This is a genomic window from Nocardia ninae NBRC 108245 (assembly GCF_007990755.1).
GTDB lineage: Bacteria > Actinomycetota > Actinomycetes > Mycobacteriales > Mycobacteriaceae > Nocardia > Nocardia ninae.
This window is the reverse complement of the sequence record NZ_BJXA01000128.1, coordinates 1-15,727: the sequence shown is the minus strand read 5'-3', so window position 1 is coordinate 15,727 and position 15,727 is coordinate 1. Positions and strand designations below refer to the sequence as shown.

15 protein-coding genes and 1 pseudogene are annotated in these 15,727 nt (G+C 66.9%); 5 read left to right on the top strand and 11 right to left on the bottom strand.

Annotation, left to right across the window (positions count from 1 at the left end):
• A pseudogene (locus NN4_RS42545) lies at window positions 1-254 on the bottom strand (hypothetical protein); the annotation flags it as partial.
• Window positions 255-881: 627 nt separating this feature from the next.
• On the opposite strand from NN4_RS42545, the gene NN4_RS42540 reads away from it, so the two are divergent.
• The 3 genes from NN4_RS42540 to NN4_RS42530 all read left to right on the top strand — a co-directional run bounded on the left by NN4_RS42540 (window position 882) and on the right by NN4_RS42530 (window position 2,367).
• On the top strand, window positions 882-1,175 hold the full coding sequence (locus tag NN4_RS42540; RefSeq protein WP_014981828.1) for a WhiB family transcriptional regulator: 294 nt from the start codon (window positions 882-884) through the stop codon (window positions 1,173-1,175).
• A gap of 363 nt (window positions 1,176-1,538) precedes the next feature.
• Window positions 1,539-2,114 carry a sigma-70 family RNA polymerase sigma factor gene (locus NN4_RS42535; protein WP_147143566.1) on the top strand — a complete coding sequence of 192 codons (576 nt, stop codon included), beginning with the start codon at window positions 1,539-1,541 and terminating at the stop codon, window positions 2,112-2,114.
• 1 nt (window position 2,115) lies between these two features.
• Window positions 2,116-2,367 (top strand): RskA family anti-sigma factor, encoded by a 252-nt coding sequence (locus NN4_RS42530; RefSeq protein WP_107654255.1) that lies wholly within the window; start codon window positions 2,116-2,118, stop codon window positions 2,365-2,367.
• Window positions 2,368-2,430: 63 nt separating this feature from the next.
• Here NN4_RS42530 and groL read toward each other — a convergent pair whose 3' ends face one another.
• Together groL and groES are read right to left on the bottom strand one after the other, a co-directional pair.
• Window positions 2,431-4,041 carry a chaperonin GroEL gene (gene groL, locus NN4_RS42525; protein ID WP_147143562.1) on the bottom strand — a complete coding sequence of 537 codons (1,611 nt, stop codon included), beginning with the start codon at window positions 4,039-4,041 and terminating at the stop codon, window positions 2,431-2,433.
• A 161-nt stretch (window positions 4,042-4,202) separates the two neighbouring features.
• Entirely contained in the window at window positions 4,203-4,502 is a 300-nt protein-coding gene (groES, locus tag NN4_RS42520; RefSeq protein ID WP_014981824.1) for a co-chaperone GroES, read from the bottom strand.
• Between the two features lie 824 nt (window positions 4,503-5,326).
• Between groES and NN4_RS42515 the strand changes: the two genes are divergently transcribed.
• Window positions 5,327-6,880, top strand: a complete 1,554-nt coding sequence (locus NN4_RS42515) for a DUF7159 family protein (protein WP_186818897.1) — start codon at window positions 5,327-5,329, stop codon at window positions 6,878-6,880.
• 58 nt (window positions 6,881-6,938) lie between these two features.
• Here NN4_RS42515 and tsaD read toward each other — a convergent pair whose 3' ends face one another.
• From tsaD to alr, 6 genes are read right to left on the bottom strand one after another with little or no spacing between them, the layout of a single operon-like run.
• Window positions 6,939-7,982 carry a tRNA (adenosine(37)-N6)-threonylcarbamoyltransferase complex transferase subunit TsaD gene (gene tsaD, locus NN4_RS42510; protein ID WP_147143558.1) on the bottom strand — a complete coding sequence of 348 codons (1,044 nt, stop codon included), beginning with the start codon at window positions 7,980-7,982 and terminating at the stop codon, window positions 6,939-6,941.
• Window positions 7,979-8,473 carry a ribosomal protein S18-alanine N-acetyltransferase gene (gene rimI, locus NN4_RS42505; protein ID WP_107654252.1) on the bottom strand — a complete coding sequence of 165 codons (495 nt, stop codon included), beginning with the start codon at window positions 8,471-8,473 and terminating at the stop codon, window positions 7,979-7,981. Before rimI ends, tsaD begins: the two co-directional genes overlap by 4 nt.
• Window positions 8,474-8,477: 4 nt before the next feature.
• The gene (gene tsaB, locus NN4_RS42500; RefSeq protein ID WP_147143556.1) at window positions 8,478-9,173 is read right to left on the bottom strand and encodes a tRNA (adenosine(37)-N6)-threonylcarbamoyltransferase complex dimerization subunit type 1 TsaB; all 696 of its coding nucleotides are present in this window, start codon (window positions 9,171-9,173) and stop codon (window positions 8,478-8,480) included.
• Window positions 9,174-9,228: 55 nt separating this feature from the next.
• Window positions 9,229-9,675: a tRNA (adenosine(37)-N6)-threonylcarbamoyltransferase complex ATPase subunit type 1 TsaE gene (tsaE, locus tag NN4_RS42495; RefSeq protein ID WP_107654250.1), complete on the bottom strand. Its 447-nt coding sequence runs from the start codon at window positions 9,673-9,675 to the stop codon at window positions 9,229-9,231.
• Window positions 9,668-10,759, bottom strand: a complete 1,092-nt coding sequence (locus NN4_RS42490) for an alpha/beta fold hydrolase (protein ID WP_147143554.1) — start codon at window positions 10,757-10,759, stop codon at window positions 9,668-9,670. Before NN4_RS42490 ends, tsaE begins: the two co-directional genes overlap by 8 nt.
• Window positions 10,756-11,883 carry an alanine racemase gene (alr, locus tag NN4_RS42485; RefSeq protein ID WP_147143552.1) on the bottom strand — a complete coding sequence of 376 codons (1,128 nt, stop codon included), beginning with the start codon at window positions 11,881-11,883 and terminating at the stop codon, window positions 10,756-10,758. The genes NN4_RS42490 and alr overlap by 4 nt, the downstream gene beginning before the upstream one ends.
• Window positions 11,884-12,651: 768 nt before the next feature.
• Here alr and NN4_RS42480 point away from each other — a divergent pair.
• Window positions 12,652-13,026, top strand: coding sequence for a hypothetical protein (locus NN4_RS42480; protein ID WP_147143550.1), 375 nt, complete (start codon window positions 12,652-12,654; stop codon window positions 13,024-13,026).
• A gap of 367 nt (window positions 13,027-13,393) precedes the next feature.
• Here the strand turns inward: NN4_RS42480 and NN4_RS42475 are convergent, their stop codons facing one another.
• On the bottom strand, window positions 13,394-14,047 hold the full coding sequence (locus tag NN4_RS42475; RefSeq protein WP_147143548.1) for a PAS and ANTAR domain-containing protein: 654 nt from the start codon (window positions 14,045-14,047) through the stop codon (window positions 13,394-13,396).
• A 289-nt stretch (window positions 14,048-14,336) separates the two neighbouring features.
• Window positions 14,337-15,149: an SAM-dependent methyltransferase gene (locus NN4_RS42470; RefSeq protein ID WP_147143546.1), complete on the bottom strand. Its 813-nt coding sequence runs from the start codon at window positions 15,147-15,149 to the stop codon at window positions 14,337-14,339.
• Between the last annotated feature and the right edge of the window lie 578 nt (window positions 15,150-15,727).

The following is a 15,727-nucleotide window of genomic DNA, read 5'->3' as shown; positions in this document are numbered from 1 at the left end:
CGCAGCAGCGAACCCTCGGTGCTCGCGGCCAGCGAAAGCAGCACCGGGTCGGTGCTGCGGACGCGGACGATGCGTAATTCGGCACGGGCCGCGGCATAACGACCCTGGCCGCCGAGAATCACCGCGCGATACCAGGATCCGAGCGCGTCGGGCGCCGTCGGCAACTCGGCAGCGGCGCGGCCGGGGCAGGACCCGAAGGCACTCTCAGCGAGGATCTCGAATCGGGTATCTCCGAGCGGAGCAGGTACGAACACGGCCGAAACTCTAGCCGGGGTGCGCTGGAGATGGCCGGGAGAAAGACCTGAGCCCACCAACCGGCAACCATTCAGCATTTCCAGCACTTTGCGATGTTTCCATCAGGTAAATCTCGTCCCGGCAATCCCCGAGCGCTCACGATCGGAATTCACACGCGTTTCGCGCAATTAACCTCTGCGCCCCGTTTCCGCCATCTCGGATCTGCTCTCACCACATGCCGTCGTGTGCCGCTGTGACCACCCCCACCCGGCGGCCGATGGACTCTGACCGGGCCATTGCCCCTAAAAATGGGGTCTACCAGCGGAAATGAGTCCTGCTTCGGAGCAGCGCCGAGCCATCGGCCACTGGTCAACCGATCAGTATCGCCGGAACCAATGCGAAAAGTAAACAGCTCGGAGGTTAAATTTCGCAGCCTAAGATTTGGGAAACTACTGCGCCGAACTATTGACGGAATTTCGCGGCTGGACCTAACGTAGCTCATCGCCACGGTCGGCGCCGCGCGAAATTGCAGCGACCGCAACGGGCGAGCACAGGGGCACCCGCCGACACAGCGCCGTGGCCTACCACACTTTGCAGAACAACTGCTCGACAACGCTGACGAGCTCGCACCACGAGGAGTTCACACAATGCCCATGCCGACCCACCTCCCCGGGCCGAACGCCGATGTCTGGGATTGGCAGATGCGAGGGTCCTGCCGCGGGCAGGACTCGGCCGTGTTCTTCCATCCCGACGGCGAACGTGGCCGAGCCCGTACCGCGCGTGAGATGCGCGCCAAAGAGATCTGCCGGGCCTGCCCGGTGCTGATGCAGTGCCGCAGTCACGCACTGAAGGTCAGCGAGCCCTACGGCATCTGGGGCGGCATGTCCGAGACCGAACGCGAGATGCATGCCCGGCGCAATCGGCGCCGGATGGCGGTTTAGTTGAAATTCTTCCCATCCATACGGCGCGGTGCGCCGAATCCCTAGCAAACAACCGGCAGGCGATACGCGGTCACCACCGCCACGCCTGCGGCGGCGACCACCCGAAGCCGCACACCCTGTCGAGCCCTGCGTTTCGCGGTTAGCTATCGGCGTGTCACGGCGTGTCTCTTGCGAGAGCCACCCGGCGTGTCGAAGTTTTCCGCAAAGTCGCTGGGCCACAGGTGGTTTGCCGACACCCCAGCCGAAAGGAGGTTATAGCGGCACGCTACGGTGGTGACCGATGACACAGAATGGAGCGTTGTGACAACGCGGCAGCCGGCCGCAGAGGGCGACTCGTTCCGAAGAGATGCCTTCCCACCCGGTGTGGATTCTGCGGTTACGGCCCGCGCCGCCGAGAGCATCGAACTCGCCCTCCTGCTACATCGTTGCGGCGAGTCCGACCAGGATGCCTTTGCCGAGCTATATGACCGGACGTCCGCGCGCGTCTTCGGTCTGGTGCTGCGCGTGCTGCACGACCCCGGCTATGCCGAGGAGACGACGCAGGAGGTCTACCTGCAGATCTGGCGCACCGCAGCCAGTTTCGACGCTGACAAGGGGTCGGCCGTGACGTGGTTGATGACGCTCGCCCATCGGCGCGCGGTGGACCGGGTACGCGCCGAGCAGGCGCACACCCAGCGCGAGGTCGCCTACGGAATACGGGTGCTCGGTAACGAATTCGATGAAGTAACCGAAGAGGTAGAGCGAAGGCTCGAACAACAGGCCGTCCTCGAGGGACTCGCGACACTGACCGAGACCCAGCGGGAGGCCATCTCGCTCGCCTACTACGGCGGGCGGACCTACGCGGAGGTAGCGCATTACCTCGGAGTAGGGTTACCGACCGTTAAGTCCCGAATTCGGGACGGATTGACACGACTCAAAAGAAGTTTGGGGGTGACGTGAGATGAACGAACGCCAGGTCGATCTCGCGCACACCGTCGCGCTCGGATCGATCGACGACGTAGACCACCATGAGGTGCAAGAACTGCTCGACACCGAGGACCCCGCCCTACGCGCGGAGTTCCTCAGGGAGATCGGGCAGACGAGAGAAGCGCTCGCCGTGCTCGCCACCGCGACGGCGACCCCACCGCCTGCCACGCTGCGCACCCGGTTGCTCGCCGCCATAGCCGCCGAACAACCGCCCGTCGCCTCTTGATCTAGGAAAAACGAAGGCCCCCGGACTAGACGTCCGAGGGCCTTCTCTGGTTTCGGTCCTAGCTCAGTGGCTGTGGCCGTGGTGGCTGTGGTCGGGCGCCTCGTCGGCGGGCTTCTCCACAATCGCACTCTCGGTGGTGAGGATCATCCGCGCCACCGACGCCGCGTTCACGACGGCCGAGCGGGTCACCTTCACCGGGTCGACAACACCGTCGGTCAGCAGGTCGCCGTAGCTGAGGGTGGCGGCGTTGAAGCCTTCCTTGCCCTCGGCGACCTTGCTGACTACCACAGAGCCGTCCACGCCCGCGTTGGTGGCGATCCAGAACAGCGGCGCCGACAGTGCGGTCCGCACCACCTCGACGCCGACGGCCTCGTCGCCGGAGAGCGAGTCGCGCAGCTCGACCAGCTTGGCGGCCGCCTGCACCAGCGCGGAGCCGCCACCGGGCACGATGCCCTCCTCGACGGCGGCCTTGGCCGCGCTCACCGCGTCCTCGACCCGGTACTTGCGCTCCTTGAGCGCGGTCTCGGTGGCCGCGCCGACCTTGATCACCGCGACGCCACCGGACAGCTTCGCCAGGCGCTCCTCGAGCTTCTCGCGATCCCAGTCGGAGTCGGTGGCCTCGATTTCCCGGCGCAGCTGTGCGCTGCGGGCCGCGATGTCCTCTTTGGTGCCGACACCGTCGACGATGGTGGTGTCGTCCTTGGTGACGACGATGCGCCGCGCCTGGCCCAGCACGTCCAGGCCGGCCTCGCGGAGGGTGATGCCCAGGTCCGGGTTGATCACGGTGCCCGCGGTGACCACGGCCAGGTCGTCGAGGAACGCCTTGCGGCGGTCACCGAAGAACGGCGCCTTCACGGCGACGGCCTTGATCGTCTTGCGGATGGAGTTGACCACCAGCGTGGACAGGGCCTCGCCCTCGACGTCCTCGGCGATGATCAGCACCGGCTTGCCGGATTCGGCGATCTTCTCCAGCAGCGGCAGGAAGTCCGGCAGCGAGCTGATCTTCTCGCGGTGCAGCAGGATGAGCGCATCCTCCAGCACGGCCTGCTGGCTGTCGGTGTCGGTGACGAAGTAGGGCGAGAGGTAGCCCTTGTCGAACTGCACGCCCTCGGTGACCACGAGCTCGGTCTGCGTCGTCGAGGACTCCTCGACGGTGACGACGCCGTCCTTGCCGACGACGGTCAGCGCCTTGCCGACCATCTCACCGATCTCCTCGTCCCGCGAGGAAACGGTGGCGACCTGGGCGATCGCCGTCTCGCCGGACACCGGGGTGGCCGCGGCGAGCAGCGACTCGGAGACCGCGTCGGCCGCCTTGGCGATGCCGGAGCCGAGCGAAATCGGATTCGCGCCCGCGGCAACGTTCTTCAGGCCGGCCCGGACCATCGCCTGGGCCAGCACGGTCGCGGTGGTGGTGCCGTCGCCCGCGACGTCGTTGGTCTTGGTGGCGACGCTCTTCACCAGCTGCGCGCCGAGGTTCTCGAACGGATCTTCCAGGTCGATCTCGCGCGCGATGGTGACGCCGTCGTTGGTCACGGTCGGGCCGCCGAAGGCCTTCGCGAGCACCACGTGGCGGCCGCGCGGGCCGAGGGTGACCTTGACGGCGTCGGCGAGCTTGTCGACACCGCGTTCCAGAGCCCGGCGAGCCTTCTCGTCGAACTCGATCTGCTTTGCCATAAGTCCTATTCCTTGGATTTAAGAGCTGAGACGACTCTGCCCCGGTCCCCGCTCAGGGGAACCGGGGCAGTGTCATGACGACTCGATCCCGGCGGTCGGGTGAGCATGGAACGTCACCACTCGATCCCGGCTCACGCCGGAACGACCGCGCGGAGCGCGGGTCACTTGGTGACGACGGCCAGCACGTCGCGCGCCGACAGGATGAGGTATTCCTCGCCCTGGTACTTGATCTCGGTGCCGCCGTACTTGCTGTAGATGACGGTGTCACCTTCCTTGACGTCGACCGGGATGCGGTCACCCTTGTCGGTGACGCGTCCTTCGCCGACGGCGATGACGGTGCCCTCCTGCGGCTTTTCCTTCGCCGTGTCGGGGATGACCAGGCCGGAGGCGGTCGTCGTCTCGGCCTCGTTGGCCTGGACGAGGATCTTGTCCTCGAGCGGCTTGATGTTCACGCTCGCCACGTTGAGCCCTCCACTTTCAGGGGATGTCGTCCGCAACTGTTGTTCCGGACCATCGGTATCAGGTTTTGGTGCTGACCCTGTCGCATAGCCCCGTCGTCGCGGGTGCCGGGACCCCTGCTCAGAAGTCAAAACTGCTTGGCACAAGCACAGTGCGCCGGACGGAAGAACCGGCCGTACGCGTTCAGCAGTGCCGACTAGCACTCTATACATGAGAGTGCCAGCGCTCAAGGCCGGGATGTGCCAATTTCAGATCGCGCGGCTCCGCGCGATCGCTCGCGCGAGCACTCCGACAGACACGCGTGGTCGCCGACACGCCCAACGCACGCCCGGAGGGGTTTTCAACAGATCCGGAAAACTGTAACGTTCGGATAACGGATTGTGACAGTATTGACGACGGTCGCTGTCCGACCGCTGTGTTCGTCACGAACCAGTGCCGTCGGAGACCAGGGGTTGTCACAGAACGTACGTCGCTACAGCGCTCGGCGTCACCGAATACCTCAGCGTGATCCGAAGTTCCGGCGTCATCGAACACCCTGCGTCACAGAAGAACCAGCGTCACCCGAAGTACCCGCGCCACAGAACACCAGCGCCACAGAAGACCCAGCGCCACCAGAGCTGCATCAGAGAGCTAGCCACACGTGATCCATCGCCGGTCCCCGCGACCTATCCGGACTACGGGACCGCACCGGTTCCGCAATCCGAATCGTTCGTCGAGTACCCGGCGACCGGGCAGTCCATTCGAGATGGTCGGCGACACAGCGCGCTCGCAAGGGGCGAGTGCTCGTGCCGCACAGGACCATCCGCTCGAAGGGAGGTGAATGAACATGCGAACATCCCTCGGCATCTCGGCCGGGTCCGAGGTCGTGTGCTCGGCGCTGGTCGCCACCGCGTCGAACGGCGCGCAGAGCTTCGACTACCGCGTCGTCTCCGCCGACGCGGCCCACTCCGACCTCGGTGACCTCGTCGCGTCCTCGATCGAGCTGATGACCACCCAGCTGCCGACCACGCAGCTGCACGACGTCGGCTACCCCGTCGGCGCGCGCTTCGCGGGCGCGCACCCGCGCACCCCGGAGCCGCCGACCAGTCGCCCGCCCACCAGCGTGGCCGTCGCGTACCGCAGCAAGGAGCAGGCGCAGGCGATCCGCTCGGCCACCGGCAAGCAGCGAGAGTTGCGGCTGGTCCCGGAGGGCACCGCCGCGCTGACCTACCTGCGCCACACCGGCCTGCTCGACCGCTACGACACCGTCGCCATCGTCGATCTCGGCGCGACCGGCCTCACCGTGACCGTCGCCGACCAGGCCGACGGCACTGTGCTCCGGTCCGAACGCACCATCGCGATCAGCGGCAACGCCATCGACGACCTCATCTACCACCACTTGGTGGACCTGCACTACGCCCGGCGCGGCACCCGCCCCAATCGCGGCATGCTGACCAATCGCGGCCGCGCGGCCAAGGAACACCTGTCCATCGCGCCCGCCGTCACCATCGACCACGTCGCAGGCCGGCCGCTCAAGCTGACCAGGGCCGACTTCGAGGAGCTGATCTCCGACCTGCTGCGCGAGACCGCCGTCTTCGCCGCGGCGGTGTTCGCCCGGGCGCCCAAGTTCCCGCAGGCGGTCACGGTGATCGGCGGCGGAGCCAACATTCCCGCCGTCGTCGACACGCTCAACGACCAACTCGACGTGCCGGTGTTCACCGTCGAAGACCCGGACGCTGTGATCGCGAAAGGCGCCGCGCTGGTTGCCGATTCGGTGCAACCGTCGGTGTTCCCGGTGGCCGCACTCGGCGCCGACGCGCCGGTCGGCACCTTCACCAAGGTGGTCGGCACCCTGGCGGGCGCGATCGTGGTGGTCGGGCTGATCATCGGCTACGGCGTGAAAACCTTCGCACCCACCTCGGACGACGAGGTCTCCCCCGCGGGCACCACGAGCAGCGTGTCGCAGCTACCGCCGGCACCGGGCAACGGCGTGCCGCCCACCGGGGCGGGCACCTCGACCAGCGGGCGCAATCAGGAGAGCACCAATCGTCCGCCCGGCGGCAACCTTCCGTCGATCACCCAGGATCGCGGTCAGCCGTCGAACACCCCGACGCCGGTCCCCGTCACCCCGCCGACCCAGCCCACGCTGCGCCCGGACCCCAACCTCCCGGTCATCCCGTTCCCCGAGCTGCTCGGCCCGCTGTTCGGCAATCCCCCCGGCCCCCAGGCGGGCTCGTCCGACCAGGACAAGAACAAGCCCGGCACCCAGACACCCAGCGCACCGAAGTCCGCGCCGACGCAGGCCCCGGCGCAGTCTCACCTGCCGGTGCTGCCGCGACAGAATTCGGGTTCAGTGCGTCCCGGTGGGACGAATCCGGGACCGCCCAGCGAGACCGACTGACCCAGTACAGGCGGTGTGCGGCTTTGGAAAAGGGTGTGCGGTTTACCCAGAAGGCGGTTCAGCTGACGCGGCTGATGGAGACGGGCAGGCCGGGGTCGGTGGCGACCGTCAGCGCGGATGGTTTTGCGCCGCCGGCGATTACGTGGGCGCCCAGTGCGGCAATCATTACCCCGTTGTCCGTGCACAAGCGCGGCTTGGGCACGCGCAGCGTCAAACCGGCCGCCGCGCAACGCTCCTCGGCCATCGACCGGATACGGGAGTTGGCGGTGGCGCCGCCGCCGAGCACCAGCGTGTCCACGCCGACGTCTTGCGCCGCGCGCACCGCCTTCATGGTGAGCACGTCGGCGACCGCCTCCTGGAACGACGCCGCGATATCCGGGATCGGCAGATCCTCGGCGGTCAGCCCGCTCCGCTGCGCGGACTCGACATACCGGGCGACGGCGGTCTTCAAGCCGGAGAACGAGAAGTCGTAGCGCGCGTCCCGGGGACCGGTCATGCCGCGCGGGAATGCGATCGCCCGCGAATTCCCCTTGGCGGCAGCGGCATCCAACGCGGGACCGCCGGGGAAACCGAGTCCGAGCAGCCGGGCCACTTTGTCGAACGCCTCGCCCGCCGCGTCGTCGACGGTGCTGCCGAGCTCGACGATCGGCTCGGCCAGATCGGTGACGTGCAGCAGGTGGGTGTGCCCGCCGGAGACGAGCAGCGCCACGCACGGCGGCATCGGACCGTGCTCCAGCGTGTCCACCGCGACATGCCCGCCGAGGTGGTTCAGCGCGTAGAACGGCACATCCCACGCCGCCGCATAGGCTTTCGCGGCCGCGACACCGACCAGCAGCGCGCCGGCCAGGCCGGGGCCGATGGTCACGCACAGCGCGTCGGGTTTGGCGATCCCCGCCACGGCGAGCGCCCGGCGCATGGCGGGCACGATCGCTTCCAGATGCGCGCGCGACGCGATCTCGGGCACCACGCCGCCGAAGCGCGCGTGCTGGTCCACGCTGGAGGCAACCTCGTCGGCGAGCAGCTCGCAGGAGCCGTCGGCGTGCCTGCGCACGATGCCGACTCCGGTTTCGTCGCAGGAACTTTCGATGCCCATGATGATCACGAGAGGACCTCGTCCGGGAGAGGCAGCGCGCTGAGCGCGGGCCTGCGCATGGTGTAGGCGTCGGCGCCGCTGGGATGGTAGTAGTTCTTGCGCAAGCCGATGATGTGGAAGCCGTGCTTGGCGTACAGCGCGATCGCGGGCGTGTTGTCGGTGCGGACCTCGAGGAACACCGGCCCGCCGCGCTTGCCCGCCTCGGCGAGCAACGCCTCCAGCAGCAACGTGCCGATGCCCGCGCGCAGACAGGTCGGGTCGACACCGATGGTGTGTACCTCGGCCTCGGGGTGTTCGTCATCACCGAGCAGCGCGACACCGGCGTAGCCGACCATTCGCCCGTCCCCGTCGCGGGCGGTGATGTAGCGATTGTGCGGTGCGGCCAGCTCCGACTGGAACGCCACCGCGTGCCAGGGATCGTCTTCGGGAAACAGCAGCTGCTCGAGTTCGACGCAGCGCTCGATATCCGCGGCGACCATCGGCTCGATTCGGATGCTCACCGGGTCACGCTCCCGTCCGGTCGAGCGCGCGGTAACTCTTCTCGACGGCATCGGGCCTGCGCAGGTACAGCGGAACCAGTGCGGCGGGCACCGCGCGCGTGAGCACGTCGGCCGCGCCGGCCTGCGCCAGCCCGGCGGGCGAGGGTGTCTCCACCGGCAGCACGGGTAGGTCGAAGAAGTCGACATGCGAGGCGGATCCGGCGACCACCGTGGCCTGCGCCATATCCACGTCGCTCGGCTTGGCCACGTCCGGCCCCGCGACGCGCACACCGTCGCGGTAACGCGCCCAGTACACCTCGCGGCGGCGCGCGTCGGTGACCACCAGCAGTTCACTGCCCGGCGTGAGGTCGGCCACCGCGTCGGCGGCGATCGCGTCGAGGCTGCACACGCCGTACACCGGAAGTCCCAGCGCGTCACCGAAGGCCGCGGCCGTCGCCATGCCGACGCGCAGACCGGTGAACGGGCCGGGGCCGATGCCGACCACGATCGCGTCGAGGTCGGCCCTGGAACGGTCTGCCTCGGTGAGACATTCGAGGATCTGCGGGGTCAGTACCTCGGCATGCGCGCGGGGGTCGACGCGGATGCGGGAGGCGAGCGTGCGCGCCTTCGCCGGGACGGCGGCGCCCGGTGCGGCCTGCTCCAGTTCCACCAATCCCGCTGTCACGGCGGGTGTCGCGGTGTCGACACTTAATACCAGCATGATTGACCCAACGATACCGGTTGGTAGCTGCCGTCGGTGCGGAGCTACCTGGTAGTTAATCGACCCATTCCCATTCGGCGGTGCGCACGTCCGAATCCGGTTCGCGCGAGAGCAGCACCCGCAGGTGCCGGTCGGTCAGGTGTTCCACAACCCCGCGACCCCACTCCACCACGACCACCGCTTGATGCAGATCGGTGTCGAGGTCGAGGGCGTCCAGCTCGTCCAGGTCGCCGCCGAGCCGATAGGCGTCCACATGCACCAGCGGCACCGCGCCGTCGCGCTCGCCCGCACGGTGCTGGCGGGCGATGATGAAGGTCGGCGAGCTGACCCGGCCCTGCACGCCGAGGCCCGCGGCGATGCCCCGGGTGAGCGCGGTCTTGCCCGCGCCGAGCGGGCCGTCGAGCACCACCAGGTCCCCCGCGCCGAGGCCGGCGGCGAGCTCGCGGCCGAGCGCCTCGGTGTCGGCGACGGTGGGCAGGATCCGCTGCTGCCGGTCAGCCACTTGTCACCTCCGAGACGCTGTCCTGCGTCGACTCGATCGCACCCGCGCGCACGAGCAATCGGTCGAGCGCGTCGTTGACGATATCCGGGAACTGCAGGTGCGGCATGTGCGCGGCGTCGTCGAAGCGGATCAGTTCACGGTTCGGCAGCTGGCGGGCCAGGGCCAGCGAGTTGCGGAACGGGATCACCAGGTCGTGCACGCCGCCGAGCACCAGCACCGGCAGCGGCGCGATGGTGGGCAGCGCGGCCGATTCGTCGTGCAGCTCGATGGCTTTCAGGAATTTCACGACGGTCTCGACCGGCGTCCGGTCGATCATCATGGTGGTGAACCTGGACAGCGTGGGACTCACCGGGCCGTGGAACGAGCTGACGTGCAGGATCGGCGAGATCACGTGGCGCGCCGTGGTACGTCCCGCCTGGGCCAGCGCCGGTGCGGCGAGCACGGCCATCCGCACCCGGTCGATCGCGGGATTGCTCAGCAACTGCGTGATGCCCGTCTCGGTGACCTCGGCGGCTGCCGTGCAGAACAGCGCGACCCCGATCACCCGCTCCGCGAACAACTCCGGGAACTGCGCGGCGGCGGCGAGCACCGCCATGCCACCCAGCGAATGACCGACCAGCACCACCCGACCGGTCGGCGCGCTCGCCCTGATCACCGCGGCCAGATCGCGGCCGAGCTGGGCGACGGTGCAGCTGTCGGTCTTCGGCGTGCCCGAGCGGCCGTGCCCGCGCAGGTCGAACAGCACGATCCGCGCGCTTGCGCCCCACCGCTTTTCGAGGTCGCGGCGCTGAAAGTGGAAGGACTCCATGGTGTTGCAGAAGCCGTGCACGAAGATCACGGTGACCGGCGCGTCGGTGGGCCCGCATTCCCGAGTGGCCAGGCGGACACCGTCCTCGGTGAGCACCGCGCCGGACCGGTCCTCATCGATGAGATCGAAGTTCTCGTCGCGATATTCGTCGCGGCGAGCGGGCCAGAGCACCCGCGAGCCCAACCGGCGCAACGCGTGCGCGCCGGCCAGCGCGCCGACCACACCCGCGGTGGCGAGGCCGCCGCGAACCGCGGTGATCCGGCGGCGGCGCTTCATCGGTGACCGCCTACATAGCGGCGGACGGCTCTGCCGCGCGGCGAGCAGACCACCTCGTAGTTGATCGTGTCGAGCCGGGTCGCCCAGTCCTCGGCGCGCGGTTCGCCCTGGCCGCCGCCGAACAGGACGGCGGCGTCACCCTCGCGGACGTTCGCGGCGTTGTCGCCCAGGTCGACGACGAACTGGTCCATACAGACCCGGCCGACGTTCGGGTGCCGCGCACCGCCGAGCCACACCTCGAATCGTCCACTCAGCGGCCGGAATACGCCGTCGGCGTAGCCTGCGGGGATCAGTGCGACCGTGGTGTCGCGCGGGGCGGTCCAGGTGTGCCCGTAGGAGACACCCTCGCCCGCCGCGACACGTTTGACCTGGACGACGTGCGCTTGGAAGGTCATCGCCGGCCGCAACCCGAAGTCACCGAGCTCGGGCACCGGGGACAGTCCGTAGACAGCGATGCCCGGACGGACCATGTCGAAAGCGAGATCCGGCCGGGTCAGCGTGGCGGGCGAGTTGGCCAGGTGCACCAGCTCCGGTTCCAGGCCGTGTTCCTTCGCGGCGGCGATGGCCTCCAGAAAGCGGTCGCGCTGCAGATTGTTGGTCGGGTGCTCGGGCTCGTCGCCGCGGGCCAGGTGGGAAAAGACCGCGCGGAACCGCACCGCGTGCTCGTCGACCAACGCCCGCAGCTCCGCCAGCGCCTTCGGGTATTCCTCCGTCGACAGGCCGTTGCGGTTGAGGCCGGTGTCCACCTTCAGGGTGACCGTCGCGGTGCGGCCCGTCTGCCGGACCGCCGCCTCCACCGCGCGCAACTGGGACAGCGAGGAGACGCCGATCTCGATGTCGGCGGTGACCGCGGCGGCGTAGTCGGCACTGGAATCGTTGAGCCAACTCAAGATCGGCGCGGTGATCCCGCCCTGGCGCAGCAGCAACGCCTCATCGATCGTCGTGACCCCGAGTTGGGCGGCACCCGCGGCGAGCGCGGCCTTGCCGACCTCGACGGCGCCGTGGTTGTAGCCGTCCGCCTTGACCACCGCCATGACGGCCGCGTCGCCCGCGTGGTCACGGAGGATGCGCACGTTATGGGCAATGGCATCCAGATCGACGACCGTCTCCACTTGCGCGTGCATGCCCACCTCTCTGTTCCGCCTCGCAATTCCGCCTCCCCGAGTATTCAAGCCAGACCTAGGTGCCACTAGCGTGGCGTTGGCGGCCGACGGTGAGACGGTGGGTGAGGTCAGCCCGTACCCGACGAGTTACCGGTGTGCTCACTAAACGCATCACCGCTGGTTATAGCGCCGACAGTACTGTGTGATCGGTGACTGATTGCCATCTAGTCGTCAAAAATTAAGCTGACGTGCGCGTTTGATGGTGCCGGTGACCCGCGCTATCAGGTCTCACACGTTCAGCCCGGACCGCAGAAAGACCCAGGGCGCGGGCGGAAGACGGGCGATGGCCCGGCGGGCGGTGTGTTCTGGCGCGATCGTGAGGTGTGCGCGGTTCCATACGCTAGTAGACACAGTGAAGGGGTGGCACCGCTTTGCGGTGCCACCCCGGTTCCGTCCGCGAACTGTGACGTCAGTTGTTCGCGAATCCTGTTGGTGTGTCGTTACCTACACCACTTCGAAGATGTTCGCGAATGACGACGGCCGGGACCAGACTCCGCGCGCCCTCACTGCCTCCTGAGACGCGCGGTAATGCCGAGAAGCGCGCGTTCGTAAACGCGCGCTTCTGCCGATTGCCGCGCTTCACCCGGCCACAGCGACTTGGCGTGTCGGCCAGTCTCCGTCAGCCCTCGGTGACACAGTTGCGACAGCGGTACCGGCGCTTTCGGCACCGACAACGATAACAAGCCCGAATCCATCGACAGCAAGGTAGGAACTGTGCAATATCACCGCGTGCTGGCCGGGATCCTGACCATCGCCACGCTTACCCTCACCGGCCCCGCCCTGGGCGCAGCACACGCGGCACCGCCACCAGTGAACAAGGAGGAGGTGAAGACGTGCGTCAACCAAGAGCTCAAAGACAACAACAATAGGGACTACAGGGTGACTGACGGGGAACTGGAAACGCTTATCAAGATCGTCGACGCCGAAATAGACAAGCCCAGAAAGAGCCTGAACAAGGCGGAATTGAAGGCGTTGAGGGAATCAGTGGAGTCACAGATGAGAAAGCAGATGCCAGAGGCCTCGGCGGATAGCATCGACCGGATAGTGGAAAATCTGCCGCACTACATCTTGGACTGCGTCGCGCGTGCCAGGAACAAGAACTAGCTGCGTCCTCCCTCGGTAGCCGGGGCGGCGAGACCACACGTCGTTCGAAGAGGTAGACGTCCGAGACGCGTTGCCGCCGAATGCTGGAATAGCCTGCTCATTCCTACGCTTGCCAATCCACACCATTGATCGAACGCGCACTACTTGCCGCTTACGGGGCCGCTTCGGACCGGGTCGAGCCGTGGTCGACCGAACGACATCACGAGCAGAGGTCGAGATGGGCCGACCGTGACCCCGGCATCAACTACGCCGGTGCGGTTTAGGGCAGGTTTGACCGGCTAGTCGATATTTGCCGAGGGGAGTCAAGCAAGCGGCTCTCTTCGGTGTTCGGGGCGGGTCGAGGACATTGCGGCCCGTCTCGTCTGACTCAAGCTTGTTCGTGGACAGTGAGCAGCAGGTGGTCCACGCGGGTGCGGCTGCCGACCTCGGCGCCCCCGAGCGCCGGTAGTGCGGCGACGAATCGTTCGGCCAGCACCCGCAGTTTGACGTTGGTCTCCTGGGAACGCCAGGCCAGCACGGCGAAGGCTTGCTCGGCATTGATTCCGTAGACCATCATCAACGCGCCCTTGGCGCGCTCGATCGCCTCACGAGATTCCACCAGCTCCGACAGCACCTCCTCGATCGCCTTCTTGCGGGTCTCATCGAGGCTGCTGGTCAGATCGATGTAGTAGCCGGTCGTGCCCACCACCGCGCCCGTGCTATCGCGCAACTGGTCTCCCACGACCAGCACATGATGCACCCGGCCACCGGTGTCTATGATGCGGTGACGGCTACTGAAAGGCTGCCCGCTCTGCACCACCGCGGCCAGGGTGTCGGCGACCTCGGCCCGGTCATCAGGATGCTTGTGCGAGAGCAGCAACTCCGTCGTCGGGACTACCTCGCCGACGCGATACCCGTGCAACGCGGTTACCTCGGCCGACCACTCCCAGCGTTGATCGGCCAACCAGAACCGGAAACTACCGATACGGCCCGGCTGCGCGGTGTCCGCCCGCTGCGGACGCGACTCATCTACCTCAGTCACCGGGCAAGTATCCCCTATACCCAGCTGCTCTCCCCGTTAAACCCCAGGCACGTTCTACCGGACGCCGCGATATCCGCAAATGCCGCTGGTCGCGTGGGTCAGACGTTCAGATCAGTTGGCTGACAAGACGTCCGACGCACCGGAATGCCGATGTGCGCATGTTCGGCAGAGATCATCGATGGGCGACACTTTTGGGGCAGCCCGGGCAGGCCAGCCTGGAAGCGGACCAGCTGCGGTGAGGGATCACAAAGTGGCGCGTCCGGGACTACTTCTGTTCACGGCGGTTGCCTCAGGGTTTGCGGCAGATGGCAGCATCCATGACCATTCGTGTCTCCGGCAAGTCGGGGCGCAGCCAATGTTGTACCGGCACCACACCAGGTTCGAGCAACTCGAAGCCAGCCAATATTGCCTCGGTCTGTGCTGGGGATCGAAAGGCGACTTGGGCTGAGGTGCCTTTGTTGCCTGCGAGCACCTGGAGTATCTCTTGGGCGGAGTCAAGGGAGCCATGGGTGATCGCCAGGTAGCTGCCCGGTGCCAACTGATCACGGAAGGCGGCAATGATCCCGGCCGGGTCCTCGGAGTCCATCACGTAATGCAGCACACCGATGAGCGTGATAGCCACCGGCTCGTTGAAGTCGATCAGCGTGTGGTTCTTCAGCTGATCGAGGATGTCGTGGGGACGACGGACGTCGCCCAGCAGTGCTGTGACGCCGTCTGGCTTGGCCAGCAGCGCATCGCAATGGGCGTGCACGACCGGGTCGTAATCGACATACACCACGCGCGCCGACGGGTCGATCTCCTGAGCCACTTCGTGCACGTTGGGCGAGTTCGGGATACCCGAGCCGAGATCGAGGAACTGACGGACTCCGGCGTCCGCGGCCATCTCGACCGCTTTGAGCGCGAAACTCCGGCAGAACCAGGCCACGGTCTTGATTTCGGGTGCGCTGGATAGCATTTGACCGGCCACGTCTCGGTCGATGTCTTGACTGTCCTTTCCGCCCAACAGGTAGTCATAAACCCGGGCGGAGTTCATCTGCTCTCGGTCGAACGGTTGCGGCGTTCGATAGTTCGCCGACGCAGGCCCTTCAGTGTCTTCGGCCACAGCTGCAACGGTAGCTGATCGCTACCTCGAACGGGTGCGCCTTCACCGATCCGGCGGCTGTGCTGGGTTGCCCTAACGAGGCGCTGCTCCGCCCGCGCGAACCGGCCCCCCGGTTCGATCTATCGATGAAGCATGCTCAGTCACAACAGGATCCAACTCCCAGACAGCGGTGCGAGCGTTCGAGGCGCGCTTGCCCGTAAGCCACAAGTCGACCTTGCGAACGTCCGCTTTTGCCGCATATCGCGCGTTGGACCGACCCATCCACGGGGCGGGCGGCGACGAACCTTTTTATGGCACGCGGTGATGCACGATCATGGTGTGCTAGTTCGGATACGAGCTGCCGAGGATGTGCCGGTAGGTGATCTCCTCGGCAGCGCCGGTCCCCGGACATCCCTGCGCCGGTGAACATCCGCAATTGCCGCTGGGCGCGCGTTCGCCGGAGCCCCACCGGGCAGTGCCGTCGGCGTTCGTGAACAACGTTTCCGCTGATTCACGGTGCCGTCGCGGTTCGTGGACAATCACCGTCACAGGTGACGGACAAAGCCAGCCACCCCTTATACGTTCTTCGGTGTGGCCAG

What these genes read in the sequence shown, in the direction of transcription:
- NN4_RS42515 (WP_186818897.1), top strand. Translation starts at nt 5,327, where the DNA reads ATGCGAACATCCCTCGGCATCTCGGCCGGGTCCGAGGTCGTGTGCTCG.
- tsaB (WP_147143556.1), bottom strand. Translation starts at nt 9,173, where the DNA reads ATGCTGGTATTAAGTGTCGACACCGCGACACCCGCCGTGACAGCGGGA.
- NN4_RS42540 (WP_014981828.1), top strand. Translation starts at nt 882, where the DNA reads ATGCCCATGCCGACCCACCTCCCCGGGCCGAACGCCGATGTCTGGGAT.
- NN4_RS42530 (WP_107654255.1), top strand. Translation starts at nt 2,116, where the DNA reads ATGAACGAACGCCAGGTCGATCTCGCGCACACCGTCGCGCTCGGATCG.
- alr (WP_147143552.1), bottom strand. Translation starts at nt 11,883, where the DNA reads ATGCACGCGCAAGTGGAGACGGTCGTCGATCTGGATGCCATTGCCCAT.
- NN4_RS42490 (WP_147143554.1), bottom strand. Translation starts at nt 10,759, where the DNA reads ATGAAGCGCCGCCGCCGGATCACCGCGGTTCGCGGCGGCCTCGCCACC.
- groL (WP_147143562.1), bottom strand. Translation starts at nt 4,041, where the DNA reads ATGGCAAAGCAGATCGAGTTCGACGAGAAGGCTCGCCGGGCTCTGGAA.